This is a genomic window from Pseudomonas sp. xss_2, from assembly GCF_043104195.1.
Taxonomy (GTDB): domain Bacteria; phylum Pseudomonadota; class Gammaproteobacteria; order Pseudomonadales; family Pseudomonadaceae; genus Aquipseudomonas; species Aquipseudomonas urmiensis.
The window spans coordinates 16834-31350 of record NZ_JBICKL010000035.1 but is presented as its reverse complement, the minus strand read 5'-3'; the positions used below and the strand labels follow the sequence as shown (position 1 = coordinate 31350).

Here is a 14517-nt window from a genome sequence, read left to right as displayed (position 1 = left end):
CATCGCAGACACACCAGCGCCTACATAAATCGCAGGTGGGCCAGCTTATACGCTGCGATGGGCCGCCTATAGGCCCACAAGCTCAGCGGTTGAAGCGCTCTACCAGCGAGTATTGCGTACCTGCGGTACTGGTCAGCTCTTCGCTGAGTAGCGCCGAATGCTGCGCCTGCTCGGCGGTTTGGTCGGCCAGCTCGGCAATGGTGCTGATGTTGCGGCTGATCTCGTCGGCCACGGCTGTCTGCTCTTCGGTGGCAGCAGCGATCTGGGTCGCCATGTCGGTAATGTTGGCCACCGCTTCGCTGATACCCAGCAACGCCTGGTCGGCCTGCATTACCCGCTCCACACCTTCCTGGGCCTGGCGATGGCCGTTCTCCATGGTCAGCACGGCGCTGCTCGCAGTCTGCTGCAGCTTGGCGATCAGGCTGTGAATCTGCCCGGTGGATTCGGCGGTGCGTTGCGCAAGTTGGCGTACTTCATCGGCGACTACGGCAAAGCCGCGGCCCATCTCGCCGGCCCGGGCGGCTTCGATCGCAGCGTTGAGGGCCAGCAGGTTGGTCTGGTCGGCAATGCCTTTGATCACGTCAACCACGCCACCGATCTCGTCACTGTCCTTGGCCAGTTGGGTCACGGTCAGGCCGGTCTCGCCCACGGCGCTCGACAGCCGCTCGATGGCATCGCGGGTTTCCCCGGCAATCTGCCGACCTTGGCTGGTCAGGCGATTGGCTTCCTGGGTGGCATCGGCCGTGCGCTGCACGTGGTTGGCCACTTCCTGGGTGGTGGCGGCCATCTGGTTGACGGCGGCGGCGACCTGTTCGGTCTCCACCCGTTGACGTTCCAGGCCCGAGGAGCTCTTGTGCGCCAACGCATCGGACTGACGGGCCTGATCGCTGAGGTGTTCGGCACTGTCTTGCAGGCGTGTCAGGCAGGTCTTCATCCGCGCGTCCTGGCTGAGCATGGCCATTTCCAGACGGGCCTGTACGCCCCGGCTGTCGGTGAACATCTGCGCGATCAACGGATCGGAGGTGGTTTGTTCGGCCAGGCGCAGCAGCCGCTTGAGGCCGCGCTGCTGCCAGCTCAGACCGAGCAGGCCGAGCGGTACAGAGAGGCCCGCAGCCAGGGCGAAGCCCCAGGAATGCCCCAGCCAGTTTCCTATCAGGAAGCCGACCTGGCTGACCAGGATGAACGGCAGCCAGTCTTGCAGTACCGGCAGCCACTTATCGCGGCGCGGTATCGCCGACTTGCCCTGGTTGATGCGCTGGTACAACGCTTCGGCGCGGCGGATCTGTTCGGCAGTAGGCTTGACCCGCACCGATTCGTAGCCGACCACCTGATTGTTATCGAAGATCGGCGTGACGTAGGCGTTGACCCAGTAGTGATCGCCAGACTTGCAGCGGTTCTTGACGATGCCCATCCACGGCAGGCCCTGCTTGAGGGTCTGCCACATGTGGGCAAACACCGCAGGCGGCACGTCAGGGTGACGCACCAGGTTGTGCGCAGCACCGGTCAGCTCCTCGCGAGAGAAACCGCTGATCTCGATGAACGCATCGTTGCAGTAGGTGATCACACCCTTGGCGTTGGTGGTGGAGATCAACCGCTGTTGTGCAGGGAAAGTCCGTTCTCTCTGGGTAATCGGCTGGTTGTTACGCATGGGTCGTCAGGTCCGCAAGGCTTTCGATGGGTATCGGCAAGCCTCTGGTTTTATTGAATGAATATTTAACTTAGTTGATCTGGCGCAAGGGCTCGGTTGCTCACGTAAAGTAGCAAACACGCGCTTTTTGCAGCAGTTGGCGGCAATGTTACTGAATTATTCCAGATTTCTGACGCTCTGGTCGGATCATGACGCATTGCCCAGGCAAGGGCCAGCGCCGAGGCGCCGATTTGGGGCGGGGACAGGGGGCGCAGCGCGCCCCCTTAAGGCTCAGCTTGCGATCAGTTGGCGCAGTACGTAGTGCAAAATCCCGCCTGATTTGAAGTATTCCACTTCGTTAAGTGTATCGATCCGGCACAACACCTCGATCTGCTCCTGCTGGCCGTCTTCACGGGTGATGCGCAGCGTCAGGCTCATGCCCGGGCGAATTGTCGCGCCAGTGAGGCCCAGCAGGTCAATTTGCTCCTTGCCAGTCAGACCCAGGCTCTTGCGGGTTTGCCCGGCCTTGAACTGCAGGGCCAACACGCCCATGCCGATCAAATTGGAGCGGTGGATGCGTTCGAAGCTCTCCGCCAGCACGGCTTTGACCCCGAGCAAGTTGGTACCTTTTGCCGCCCAGTCGCGGCTGGAGCCGGTGCCGTATTCCTGGCCGGCAATCACCACCAGCGGCGTGCCTTCGGCCTGATAGCGCATGGCAGCATCGTAGATCGAGAGCTTCTCGCCGCTGGGCACATGCAGGGTGTTGCCGCCTTCCTCGCCGCCAAGCATTTCGTTGCGGATGCGGATGTTGGCGAAGGTGCCGCGCATCATCACTTCATGGTTGCCGCGGCGTGAGCCGTAGGAGTTGAAGTCACGAGGCTCCACGCCTTTGTCGCGTAGGTAGCGGCCAGCGGGGCTGTCGGCCTTGATGTTGCCGGCCGGGGAGATGTGGTCGGTGGTCACCGAGTCGCCGAGCAGGGCCAGCACGCGCGCGCCGTGGATATCGGCGATGGTCGGCAAAGGGCCGCCGATATCATCGAAGAATGGCGGATGCTGGATGTAGGTGGAGTCATCCTGCCAGACGTAGGTGGCCGCCTGCGGCACTTCGATGGCTTGCCACTGCGCATCGCCTGCGAAAACTTCGGCGTATTCCTTGTGGAACATGGCCGTATCGACTTTGGCCACAGCGTCGGCGATCTCCTGTTGGCTGGGCCAGATGTCGCGCAGGTACACCGGTTGGCCGTCTTTGCCGGTACCCAGCGGATCGCGGGTCAAGTCCAGGCGTACGCTGCCGGCCAGGGCATAGGCTACAACCAGGGGCGGGGAGGCTAGCCAGTTGGTCTTCACCAGCGGGTGCACCCGGCCTTCGAAGTTGCGGTTGCCCGACAGTACCGAGGCGACGGTGAGGTCGGCGCTGCCGATGGCTTTTTCGATGGCTTCATCCAAGGGGCCGGAGTTGCCGATACAGGTGGTGCAGCCATAACCCACCAGATCGAAGCCCAGTTGGTCCAGGTACGGAGTAAGACCAGCAGCCTTGTAGTAATCGGTGACGACCTTGGAGCCGGGAGCCAGCGAACTCTTGACCCAGGGCTTGCGCGTCAGGCCCTTTTCCACGGCCTTTTTCGCCACAAGCCCTGCCGCCATCATCACGCTGGGGTTGGAGGTATTGGTACAAGAGGTGATCGCCGCGATTACTACCGCGCCATCACGCAGGGTGTAGGTTTGCCCGCCATGGCTGAAATCGATCTCGCCGGCCTGATCGGCGTTGCCTACCGCCACGCCGCCGCCACCTTCGCTCTCCAGGCGGCCGACTTCTTTGGCCTGGGGTCTGGGTTGCAGATCGATGAAGCCGTTGAAGGCCTGGGCGACCTGCGACAGGGCAACCCGGTCCTGCGGGCGTTTAGGGCCAGCCAGGCTGGCCTCGACCTCGTGCATGTCCAGGGACAGGCTGTCACTGAACACCGGCTCCTGGCCAGGCAGGCGCCACAGACCTTGTTCTTTGCAATAGGCCTCTACCAGTTGCACGGTCTGTTCGGGACGCCCCGTGAGGCGCAGGTAATCCAGCGTGACTTGGTCGACCGGGAAGAAACCACAGGTTGCGCCGTACTCCGGGGCCATGTTGGCCAGGGTGGCGCGGTCGGCCAGCGGCAGCTGGGCCAGGCCATCGCCGTAGAATTCGACGAATTTGCCGACCACACCCTTCTTGCGCAGCATCTGGGTCACGGTGAGCACCAAATCGGTGGCGGTAATGCCCTCGCGCAGTTTGCCGGTCAACTTGAAGCCGATCACTTCCGGGATCAGCATCGATACGGGTTGGCCGAGCATGGCCGCTTCCGCCTCGATCCCGCCGACGCCCCAGCCGAGTACGCCCAGGCCGTTGATCATGGTGGTATGCGAGTCGGTGCCGACCAGGGTGTCGGGGAAGGCATAGGTGCGACCGTCTTCTTCGCCAGTCCACACGGTGCGGCCGAGGTATTCGAGGTTGACCTGGTGGCAGATGCCGGTGCCCGGCGGCACTACACTGAAGTTGTCGAAGGCGCTCTGCCCCCAGCGCAGAAACGCATAACGTTCACCGTTGCGCTGCATCTCGATGTCGACGTTCTCGGCAAAAGCGTTTTGGCTGGCATAGCGGTCGACCATCACCGAGTGGTCGATCACCAGGTCGACCGGTGATAGGGGATTGATCCGCTGCGGGTCGCCACCGGCCTTGGCCATGGCCGCACGCATAGCCGCCAGGTCGACCACCGCAGGTACGCCGGTGAAGTCCTGCATCAGCACCCGGGCAGGGCGGTATTGGATCTCGCGATCGGAGCGACGATCCTTGAGCCACTGCGCCAGGGCTTGCAGGTCAGCGCCGGTAACGGTCTTGCCGTCTTCCCAGCGCAACAGGTTTTCCAACAGCACCTTGAGCGACATGGGCAGGCGCTGCAGATCACCCAACTGGCGGGCTGCGTCAGTCAGGCTGTAATAGTGGTAGACGCGGTCGCCTACGTGCAGGGTTTTGAGGGTCTTCAGGCTATCGAGCGAGGGCATTGCCAACTCCTTCTGCGCCGGTGCCCGGCCCCTCGTGAAGGCCGGTGTCACCGCTCTGTACCGGTCCGCACGGTACGGACCTGGCTGAATGGTCAGGTTAGACCGATTTCCCGGTCCCGACCCTGTACTGGACAGGCGGGGCATGTCGCAGGTTCCGATCTTCCTTTATCATCGCCGCCCTGCCGGTGCGTGACGTGCGCTGGATCAAGGCTGGCGGTACCCGCCAGCGATGTGGAGTGAGAAATGAATACCCTGTTCATGCATTGCCGGCCCGGTTTCGAGGGCGAGGTTTGCGCCGAGATCAGCGAACACGCCGCCCGCCTGGGCGTTGCTGGCTACGCCAAGGGCAAGCCGCAGAGCGCTTGCGCCGAGTTTGTCTGCACCGAGCCGGACGGTGCCGAGCGCCTGATGCGTGAACTGCGCTTCACGCAGTTGATTTTCCCGCGCCAGTGGGCGCGCGGCAGTTTTGTCGAGTTGCCAGAAACCGACCGCATCAGCGTGCTGCTCGAACACCTGGCGGATGCGCCGGTTGCCGGTAGCCTGTGGCTGGAAGTGGTCGACAGCAACGACGGCAAGGAGCTGTCGACCTTCTGCCGCAAGTTTGAAGTGCCACTGCGCAAAGCCCTGGAAAAGGCTGGGCGCTTGGTCGACGATGCCAACCGTCCGCGCTTGCTGCTGACCTTCATCAGTGGTCGCCGGGTGTTTGTCGGTGTATCGGAGGCGAACAATTGCGCGCTGTGGCCGATGGGTATCCCGCGCTTGAAGTTCCCCCGGGAAGCGCCGAGCCGTTCGACGCTCAAGCTGGAAGAGGCATGGCATCAGTTCATCCCGCGGGATCAGTGGGAGCTGCGCCTGCACGATGACATGACCGGGGTCGACCTTGGTGCATCGCCAGGTGGCTGGACCTACCAGCTGGTCAAGCGCGGCATGCTGGTGACCGCCATCGACAATGGCCCGATGGCTGAAAGCTTGATGGACACTGGCCTGGTGCAGCATTTGATGGCTGATGGCTTTACCTGGCAGCCCAAGCAGATGGTCGACTGGATGGTCTGCGATATCGTCGAGAAGCCTGCGCGCAGTGCGGCGCTGATCGAGACATGGCTGGGTGAGGGGTTGTGTCGTGAGGCGGTGGTCAACCTCAAGCTGCCGATGAAGCAGCGCTACGCCGAGGTGCGGCGCTTGCTCGATCGTATCGAGGAGGGCTTCAAGGCGCGCAAGATCAAGGTTTCGATCGCCTGCAAACAGCTGTATCACGACCGCGAGGAAGTTACCTGCCATTTGCGCAGGCTCGATCTCAAGCCGCGTAATGGCGCGGCTTGATCACGCGCTGACTCAGCGCTTGCCGAGGATCTTGCCGAGCGTTTCCGGGCGTGGGGCGCCTTGCTGGCTTTGCAGGCGTCCCTGTTCGTCCAGGTAGAAGATGGCCGGGGTGGCTGCCAGCCCCAGCTCTTCCATCAAGGCCAGGTTGCTGTCGAGCTGTTTTTGCACGTTTTCGGGGATCTTATCCAAGGCCTTGAGGCTGCTGGCCTTGCCGGCTTTCTCATGCTGTTGCAGCGCCTTGGCCGGGTCTTTGGCGGCCAGCAGCGCAGCCGACTTGCCAGGGCTGTCCTCGCGAATGATGCCGACCATGATGTGACGTAACTGCACCTTGCCAGACTCGACCCAAGGGCGTGCCTGCTGCCAGAACATGTTGCAGTAAGGGCAGTTGGGGTCGCTGAACAGATACACCGTGCGCGGTGCGTCGGGCTTGCCGTCGGCGATCCAGGCGGTCTTCTCCATTTTCGCCCAGATGGCCTTGCTCATCGGCGCATACACCAGCTTTTCCAGCGGCTCGGCGCTGAGGTCCTGGCCCTGCTCGTCGAACAGACTGCCGACCAGTACATGCTTGCCGTCGGGTGTCAGGTACAGGGCAATGCCGTTGTTCTGGTATTCAGCGGCATAGCCGCGCAGGCCGTTGGGCGCGTCGAAGCTACCCTTGATCACTGCGCCCTTGGCTTGTAGTTGCTTGATTGCCTGGGGCAGTTCCTCGGCGTGCAGCAGCGGGGCTGCCAGCAGGGCGAGGGTCAGTGGCAGGAGCGCATTCAATCGCATGTCAATTTCCTTTTACGGCAGAGGCGGGCGGGTTGGCCCGCTCGAAGGGTTCCAGGGCGTGGTGCAGGCTGGCGCGGGACAGTTCACCCAGGTGGCTGCCGACCAGTCGCCCTTCGGCGTTGTAGAACAAAGTGGTGGGCAGGGCCATGGAGCCGACCCGCTGGGCCAGTAGGCCGCTGCCATCGAACAGGACGTGGGTCAGGCTCAGGCCAGTGGTTGCCAAAAAGGTGCTGACGTTCTCTGGCGTCTCGCCCTGGTTGACGAACAAGAAGGTCACATGCGGATAGTCGTGCTGGGCTTGCTGGAGCACCGGCATTTCACGTCGGCACGGCGGGCACCAGGTGGACCAGATATTGATCACCAGTGGCTTGCCGCGGTAGTCGTGCAGGGCCATGGATTTGCCAGCGGCGGTGCGCAAGGTCAGGTCAGGCAGCTCGGTACCCTTGCTGTACAGGTGGCTACCCAGGCTCGCTAGCACCCAGAACAGTGCGCCACTGGCCAGCGCCCAGCCCAGTGGCTGGCGCAAGCCGGGCTGGCGCCAGCCCTGCCAGAGGGTGCCAAGGACGATCCCGACCAGGCCGCCCCAGAACAGAAAGCCGCCATCGCGAATATCGATGATCTGCAGCGGTTCGTCGCGGTACATCGGCCAGTAGAGCAGAACGAAGCCTAGGCGCGCGCCGAGCAACCCCAAAAGGAACAGGTTGAACAGCGCCGACTCCGGACTTTGCCCGCCGCGCCGGGCGACCCACCAACCGACCACGCAGGCAATGCCGAGCGCTGCGAGCAGCAACAGGTGGTTCAGGGCCATGGTCAGCGGCCCAAGGGTTACGGTCAGCATCAGCCTTGGCTCCTGGTCTGTGCCCAATGTTGCAGAAAACCGCTCGCATCCACTTCACCGGTGATGCGCCGCGCACGGCGCTCGTTCCCTTCTGGGCCGATCCAGATCAGGCTTGGCGGACCGGGCACCTGATAGCGTTGCAGCAGTGCCCGGCTAGCTGGGCTGTCGGCGGTTACGTCCAGGCGCAGCAGGTGCACACCGGCCAGGCTGTTGAGCACATCGGCCCGGGCGAAGACCTGTTTCTCCATGACCTTGCACGACACGCACCAGTCGGCATAGTAGTCGACCAGCACCCATTGGCCACGGCCCTTGGCGGCATCCAGTTCGCGTTGCAGGTCTTCGGGTCGGCTGACAGTGATGAAGGCATCCTCGGCCTTAGCCGCAGCCGGCGTATTGCTGCCGGCGAACGGCTGCAAGGGTTGCCACAGATCGCTACTGCCAGCAGCAGCGCCAACCAGCAATAGTCCGCCCCACAGTGCGCCGAGCAAGGGAATCGCACGCAGCGCAGGCAGACGCTGCAGGGCGGGCCAAGCCGCCCAGCCCAGGGCGATCAACCAGCTGCCGCTAAGGCCCAGCAGCAGTGGAGCGGGCAGCAGGGTGCGCACGGTGTACAGCGCCATGGCCAGGAACACGAAGCCGAACAGACCTTTGACCAGGTTCATCCAGGCGCCTGGGCGTGGCAGATAGCGGTTGCCCAAGGTCACCAGCAACAGCAGTGGCACACCCATGCCCAAGCCCAGGCTGAACAGTACCAGCGCGCCATGCAGCACATCGCCACTCTGCGCGATGTAGAGCAGCGCACCGGCCAGCGGCGCGGTCATGCATGGCCCCATCAGCAAGCCGGACAGCGCACCGAGCAGCGCCGCGCCGTACAGGTTGCCGCCACGTGTGCCTTGCCCTGCGCGATCGAGGCGGTCGCGCAGGGCCGTGGGCAATTGCAGCTCGAAAGCGCCAAACATGGGCAACGCGAGCAGCACGAACAGCCCGGCCAGGCTGCCCAGCAGCCAGGGTTGTTGCAACCACGCTTGCAGGCTGGCGCCCAGCAGTGCGGCGACTACGCCCAGGCCTGCGTAGACCAGCGCCATGCTCAGCACATAGACCCCCGCCAGCAGCCAGCCACGCCGGGCGCTGGCGCCGTTGCCCAGGACCAGCCCCGCCAGGATCGGCAGCATTGGCAGCGAGCAGGGGGTGAACGCCAGCAGCAGGCCCAGGCCGAAGAAGGCCAGCAGACCCCAGAGCAGATTGTCCTGCTGCAGGTTGCTGGCTAGGGCCTGGTCGCTGGCTTGGTCGGCGACTGTTGCGCTGCTGCTGTTGCCTAGATCGATGGCGGTCGTTTGCGGCGGGTAGCACAGGCCGGCATCAGCGCAGCCCTGCCAGCCCAGGCGCAGCTGGCCGCTGGCTTCGGCCGGCAACAGCAGTTCAAGCTCGCTGCGGTAGATCGCGCTGTCGCCGAAGAACTCGTCGTGATGGTTCAGCGCGGCTGGCAGTTGCGGGTGTTGGGCGGGAGGCAGGCCGTCGAACTTTAGCCGTTTCTGATAGAGGTAGTAGCCTTCCTTGATCTGGAAATGTACGCGCATCTGGCCTGATGGCAGGCGGTCGTGGGTGAGGACGAACGCTTGGTTGACGGGCAGGAAGTCAGGTTTGACGTCGAACGGATTGGCCTGCAGAGGCCCCGCCAGCAGAAAGGTCAGGATGATCAGGAAAACGCGCATGTCTTGGCCTTGGTAATGCAGATAAGCGGCCATGCTGGCCTGGGTCGATTAACCGAGAGTTAACCCGGAATTACTCACCTATTGATTCGGGGGAGTTGCTCATGCGCCCTGAGCGGCAATGGCGGATGCCCAGCCGCGACGAACCGCGCACCAGCGGTCATAATCCTCACTTAATCACCTTGTGGCGCAATACTCACCCCCCTATTGGAGACCACCCCATGCACGTACTGCTCTGCGAGGACGACGACCTGATCGCCAGTGGCATCTGCGCGGGCCTCGCCGCCCAGGGTCTGACCGTGGATCGGGTGGCCAATGCTTCTTCGGCGCAGGCGTTGCTCAAGGCCGCGCAGTTCGATGTGATGATCCTCGACTTGGGGCTGCCTGACGAAGATGGCCTGAAGCTTCTGCGCCGCTTGCGTCAGCAAGGCGAGACGCTGCCGGTCTTGGTGCTGACCGCCCGCGATGCCGTGACCGACCGGGTCGACGGGCTGCAGGCCGGTGCCGACGATTACCTGCTCAAGCCGTTCGACCTGCGCGAATTGGCCGCCCGCTTGCACACTCTGATGCGGCGCATGGCTGGGCGTGCGGTCAACATCATCGAGCACGGTCCTCTGCACTATGACCCCAGCAGTTGCGAAGCGACCCTGGCCGGCCAACCGGTAGACCTGTCGCGGCGCGAGCAGGCCTTGCTCCAGGCGCTGCTGCAGAATCCGGGGCGAGTGCTCTCCAGCGAACAACTCAAGGATTGCGTCTACGGTTTCAGCGATGAGGTAGAGAGCAATGCGCTGAACGTTCACATCCATCACCTGCGGCGCAAGCTTGGCAACAGCATCGTCGAGACCGTTCGCGGCCTCGGCTATCGCCTGGGCCCGGCGCAGGCACCTGAAGAGATTGCCCCATGAGCTTGCGTGTGCGTCTGTCGCTGATCCTGGGCAGCGCTTTCATCCTGATTTGGGCGCTGGCGGCGGCGTGGATGTTGCGCGACCTGCGCCAGCAGATGATGTTTTCCCTCGACCAGCGCCTGGTGGCCTCGGCGCGCATGGTCGCCGGGCTGATCGACCAGCTGCCGCAACCGCTGGCGGCCAAGGGCGAGGATGCGCACTTTTCCGCCGACCAGCTCAGCGTACCGGATGGCATGGCCTGCCAGGTCAGCTCGCTGCGCGGCGAGATCCTCGCCAGCAATCACAAGCACGACGGCGCCATGGACGACCAGCGCAGCGGCTTTCGCGATCAGACCATCGATGACGCCCGCTGGCGCACCTTCACCTACAACCATGGTGATGTGCGTATCACCACCGCTGACCGTCACCAGGAACGAGAGGCACTGAACCAGTCGATCCTGCTGGCGGCCTCGGCACCGGTGCTGATGGCGCTGCTCGGTAGCCTGGGTTTGCTCTGGATCGGCCTGGGCAAGGGTCTGGAGCCGCTCAATCGAATGCGCGATGCCTTGCGCAAGCGACGTGCCGATAGTGTCGAGCCGTTGCAGGTGGCGGGTATGCCCAGCGAGCTGCAGCCCTTGCTCGAAACCCAGAACCAGTTGTTCTTGCGGATCGCTCAGACGCTTGAGCGTGAGCGGCGCCTGACGGACGACGCCGCCCACGAGCTGCGCAGCCCGCTGACTGCGATCAAGACCCACCTGCAAGTGGCGCAGATGACCGACGGCGTCGTGCGTGATCAGGCCCTGGCGCATGCCGAGCAGGGCGCAGATCGCATGCATCGCACCTTGGAGCAGTTGCTGCTGCTGGCCCGGGTAGAGGGCAGCCTGTCCTTCGACGATGGCGTGCAGTGCAGTGCCGAGCAGGTCGCACGCCAAGCCGTGCAGGATGCCGGTGGGGGGGATAACCGGCGGATCATTGTGCGCTTGCCGGAAGACGCCACCCGGATCTACCTCGGTATGCCGGCACCGCTGGCGGTGGCGGCGCTGCGCAATCTGCTCGACAACGCCCTGCGTCATGGCGGGGATGCGCCCGTGGAGCTGGAGTTGCAGATGGCCGATGGGCAGGTCGGGTTCATGGTTCGCGACCATGGCCCAGGGATCAAGGACGGTGATCTTGAACACCTGACCGAACGCTTCTGGCGCAACAGCCAGAGTGGTGGCTGTGGCTTGGGCTTGGCGATCGTTCAGGCGATTGTCCAGCGCTGCGCCGGTAGTTTGCGCTTTGACAGCCGCAGCGATGGCTTGCGGGTCTGGCTGCAGGTGCCCGCACGTTCGGGACACTGATCGTCAGCTGGCCTCTTCACCGCGCAAAAGCATGAAGGGGCCATGGCCTGCTGTCAGGCGCTAATGGCTCGCCAGCCCAGCGCTATTCAAAGCTGCGCCCGGCACGCCAATAGCCCATCAATGTCAGGCTATTGCGATTCAGCCCGCGTTCCTTGATCAGATAGCGGCGAATGTCCATGACCGTGGCCGATTCGCCAGCGACCCAGGCATAGAACTCGTTGCTCTCGCCGCTGGCCAGTTCCCACAAGATGCGCTGTTCGATGTCCACCTCTTCCAGCTTTACCGCTGCTGGGGCGAACGTGCTTGGCAGTGTGGCCAACTCGCGAACAGCATGGCTCATGGCATGCCCGTGATCGCAGCGCAGCAAGTCGCGCGGCAACCAGTGCAGGTGGGTGGCGGGGCTGTGCGAAAGCGCTAGGCAGTCGGCTTGCAACGGCACCTCGATAAAGGCCTCGACAGGCAGTTCAGGTTGGGTTTCGGCCAATTGTACGAGAATGCCCCCAATCGCCGGTAGCGCGGTTTCATCGCCCACCAGCAGTACCCGCTTGACCGCCTGTGGTAGCTTCCACTCATAACCTCCCGGGTCTCCCCGGTAGACCAGGTTGGGTGCGACCATCTGTAGGCAATCACCGATGCGCGCCTGGGTCGCCCAGGCCGAGGCGGGGCCATTGACGCCATGCAGGACGAAATCTATCGCGACTTCGCCTGCCTCACGGTCCAAGCTGCGGATGGTGTAGGTGCGCATCGGCGGCGTGTGTGCGGCGGCCAGGTTGCGCCGGGCCTGTTGCCATTGGCCGTCCTTGGGCAGCTTCGGCGGTTGGCCAGAGGGCGAGGGGAAGAACACCTTGACCCGTTGATCAGGTGCCAGGGTGCTCATCAGGCGCACGTCTTCTCCGCTAAACACATAACGGCACAGCGAAGGGCTTAGCGGTTGGATGGCTTTGAGCTGGATGTCGAAAATGCGATAGGCCGTTGCCTTGCTCCGGCGGATCAGGCCGGACAGGAAGGAGGTCATCAGTTGTACCTCGTGCGTAGAGGAAGGTACTAAAGGGACGACCGGGCACTGCAACGAATTAGCGCAGACCTGCGCGGGTGACCTGGCTGATGAGGATGGCCCTTGGTTCGCGCTTGAGCGACAATGGGCACCCATCCGCGGAGTAGCCCATGACCGATTTCACCCCTGACGCCGTCCTCGACGCCTCCGGCCTGAATTGCCCGGAGCCGGTAATGATGTTGCATCAGCACGTACGCAACCTGGCCGCTGGCGGCCTGCTCAAGGTGATCGCCACCGACCCGTCGACCCGCCGCGACATCCCTAAGTTCTGTACCTTCCTGGGGCACGAGCTGCTCGAACAGCAAGAGCAGGCCGGCACCTACCTGTACTGGATCCGCAAGAAGGCCGACTGAACCGCGCTGGATCGAGCCCGCCGTAGCGCCTACACTGCGTTCCCCTGACAGGAGAGCGCCATGCTGATAGTTGCCGACGAGAATATCCCGCTGCTCGATGCCTTCTTTGCCGGATTTGGCGAGATCCGCCGTTATCCCGGACGCAGCATCGACGCGCAGTGCGTCAAGGACGCTGACGTGCTGCTGGTACGCTCGGTGACTCGCGTCGACCGGCAACTGCTGCAGGGCAGCAAGGTGCGCTTCGTCGGCACCTGCACCATCGGCACCGATCATCTGGACCTGGATTACTTCGCCCAAGCCGGCATCCACTGGAGCAGTGCACCGGGCTGCAACGCCCGCGGCGTGGTCGATTACGTGCTGGGCAGTCTGCTGACGCTGGCTGAGCTCGATGGCGAAAACCTCGCCGAGCGGGTCTATGGCGTGGTCGGCGCAGGGCAGGTCGGTGAGCGCCTGGTGCGCGTTCTTCATGGCCTGGGCTGGAAGGTGTTGGTCTGCGATCCGCCGCGCCAGGCCGCTGAAGGGGGTGACTTCGTCGACCTGCAAACGCTGCTTGAACAGTGTGATGTGATCAGCCTGCACACGCCGCTACAGCGCGACGCTGAGCACAGCACCTGGCACTTGCTGGGGCGCGAGCAACTGGCGCAGTTGCGTCCGGGCGCCTGGCTGATCAACGCCAGCCGCGGTCCGGTAGTGGATAACCAGGCCCTGCGCGATCTGCTGCTGGAGCGTGACGACGTGCATGCGGTGCTGGACGTCTGGGAGCGTGAGCCTGAGGTCGATCTCGACCTGGCTGACCTGTGCACCTTGGCCACGCCGCATATCGCCGGCTACAGCCTGGATGGCAAACAGCGCGGCACTGCGCAGATCTACCAGGCGTTGTGCAAGGTGCGTGGTGAGGCTGAGCAGGTGCAGTTGGCGGACTTGTTGCCCGAACCCGACCTTGCTCAGATCGAACTCAATGCCAGCAGTGACCCCGCCTGGGCCCTGGCGACCTTGTGCCGGGCGGTGTATGACCCTCGCCGAGACGATGCTGATTTTCGTCGCAGCCTCAGTGAAGATCCGGTCGAGCAGCGGGCGACGTTCGACTTGCTGCGCAAGCATTACCCACAGCGGCGCGAGATCGAGGGGCTGGCAGTGAAGTTGCGGGGCGAGTCGCCGCAGTTGGCGCAGATGGTCAATGCGTTGGGGGCTGTGCTGGTCTGATTGTCCCGCGATGCTTATGTATCGCCCAATAAAAACCCGGCGCATGCGCCGGGTTGAGTCAATTCTGTGTATCAGGCCTTGTTCGAGCGTTCGACGCGGCTTTTTTCCAGGTCTTCGCAGGCCTTTTTGATCATCTCATCGGTGATCGGGACCTCGCGGCCCTGGGCATCGATGATCGAGCCGCAATCCAGGTCGTGCTGTGGCTTGGTGGTCTTGGGCGTTTCGCTGCTATGTTGCAAGCTCATTTCCTGTCTCCTCATCAGGTTCAAGCTCAGGGTATCCCCTTGCCGTGACTGGCCTGTGACAGCTCCTTGGGCGTCACGACATGGACAGTCCATCAGAAACCGCGGCAAAGCTCCAGAAGCACTTTAGAACGATAAGCTAT

Annotated in this window: 12 protein-coding genes; 5 read left to right on the top strand and 7 right to left on the bottom strand. The window is 63.4% G+C overall.

Going from position 1 to position 14517, the window contains the following annotated elements; all coding sequences use genetic code 11:
* Positions 1 to 82 precede the first annotated feature (82 nt).
* Entirely contained in the window at positions 83 to 1648 is a 1566-nt protein-coding gene (locus ACF8K2_RS05190) for a PAS domain-containing methyl-accepting chemotaxis protein (RefSeq protein ID WP_186556299.1), read from the bottom strand.
* 270 nt (positions 1649 to 1918) lie between these two features.
* Complete coding sequence (gene acnA / locus ACF8K2_RS05185) at positions 1919 to 4660, bottom strand: aconitate hydratase AcnA (RefSeq protein WP_186556300.1); 2742 nt, start codon at positions 4658 to 4660, stop codon at positions 1919 to 1921.
* Between the two features lie 243 nt (positions 4661 to 4903).
* Here acnA and rlmM point away from each other — a divergent pair, with 243 nt between their 5' ends.
* Positions 4904 to 5980 carry a 23S rRNA (cytidine(2498)-2'-O)-methyltransferase RlmM gene (gene rlmM / locus ACF8K2_RS05180; RefSeq protein WP_392463754.1) on the top strand — a complete coding sequence of 359 codons (1077 nt, stop codon included), beginning with the start codon at positions 4904 to 4906 and terminating at the stop codon, positions 5978 to 5980.
* Positions 5981 to 5992: 12 nt separating this feature from the next.
* On the opposite strand, the gene dsbG is transcribed toward rlmM, so the two are convergent.
* From dsbG to dsbD, 3 genes are read right to left on the bottom strand one after another with little or no spacing between them, the layout of a single operon-like run.
* On the bottom strand, positions 5993 to 6751 hold the full coding sequence (gene dsbG, locus ACF8K2_RS05175; protein WP_186556302.1) for a thiol:disulfide interchange protein DsbG: 759 nt from the start codon (positions 6749 to 6751) through the stop codon (positions 5993 to 5995).
* Between the two features lies 1 nt (position 6752).
* Positions 6753 to 7589, bottom strand: coding sequence for a prolipoprotein diacylglyceryl transferase family protein (locus tag ACF8K2_RS05170; protein WP_392463753.1), 837 nt, complete (start codon positions 7587 to 7589; stop codon positions 6753 to 6755).
* Positions 7589 to 9301 carry a protein-disulfide reductase DsbD gene (gene dsbD, locus ACF8K2_RS05165; RefSeq protein ID WP_392463772.1) on the bottom strand — a complete coding sequence of 571 codons (1713 nt, stop codon included), beginning with the start codon at positions 9299 to 9301 and terminating at the stop codon, positions 7589 to 7591. Before dsbD ends, ACF8K2_RS05170 begins: the two co-directional genes overlap by 1 nt.
* Before the next feature lie 218 nt (positions 9302 to 9519).
* Here dsbD and ACF8K2_RS05160 point away from each other — a divergent pair, with 218 nt between their 5' ends.
* On the top strand, positions 9520 to 10203 hold the full coding sequence (locus tag ACF8K2_RS05160; protein ID WP_392463751.1) for a response regulator: 684 nt from the start codon (positions 9520 to 9522) through the stop codon (positions 10201 to 10203).
* The gene (locus ACF8K2_RS05155; protein ID WP_186556306.1) at positions 10200 to 11522 is read left to right on the top strand and encodes an ATP-binding protein; all 1323 of its coding nucleotides are present in this window, start codon (positions 10200 to 10202) and stop codon (positions 11520 to 11522) included. Before ACF8K2_RS05160 ends, ACF8K2_RS05155 begins: the two co-directional genes overlap by 4 nt.
* Positions 11523 to 11604: 82 nt before the next feature.
* On the opposite strand, the gene ACF8K2_RS05150 is transcribed toward ACF8K2_RS05155, so the two are convergent.
* Positions 11605 to 12537: a siderophore-interacting protein gene (locus tag ACF8K2_RS05150; protein ID WP_392463749.1), complete on the bottom strand. Its 933-nt coding sequence runs from the start codon at positions 12535 to 12537 to the stop codon at positions 11605 to 11607.
* 149 nt (positions 12538 to 12686) lie between these two features.
* Between ACF8K2_RS05150 and tusA the strand changes: the two genes are divergently transcribed.
* Both tusA and pdxB read left to right on the top strand, forming a co-directional pair.
* Entirely contained in the window at positions 12687 to 12929 is a 243-nt protein-coding gene (tusA, locus tag ACF8K2_RS05145) for a sulfurtransferase TusA (protein ID WP_186556308.1), read from the top strand.
* Between the two features lie 60 nt (positions 12930 to 12989).
* Positions 12990 to 14132: a 4-phosphoerythronate dehydrogenase PdxB gene (pdxB, locus tag ACF8K2_RS05140; protein ID WP_392463748.1), complete on the top strand. Its 1143-nt coding sequence runs from the start codon at positions 12990 to 12992 to the stop codon at positions 14130 to 14132.
* Between the two features lie 71 nt (positions 14133 to 14203).
* On the opposite strand, the gene ACF8K2_RS05135 is transcribed toward pdxB, so the two are convergent.
* Positions 14204 to 14377 carry a PA1571 family protein gene (locus tag ACF8K2_RS05135; RefSeq protein WP_186556310.1) on the bottom strand — a complete coding sequence of 58 codons (174 nt, stop codon included), beginning with the start codon at positions 14375 to 14377 and terminating at the stop codon, positions 14204 to 14206.
* Positions 14378 to 14517 lie beyond the last annotated feature (140 nt).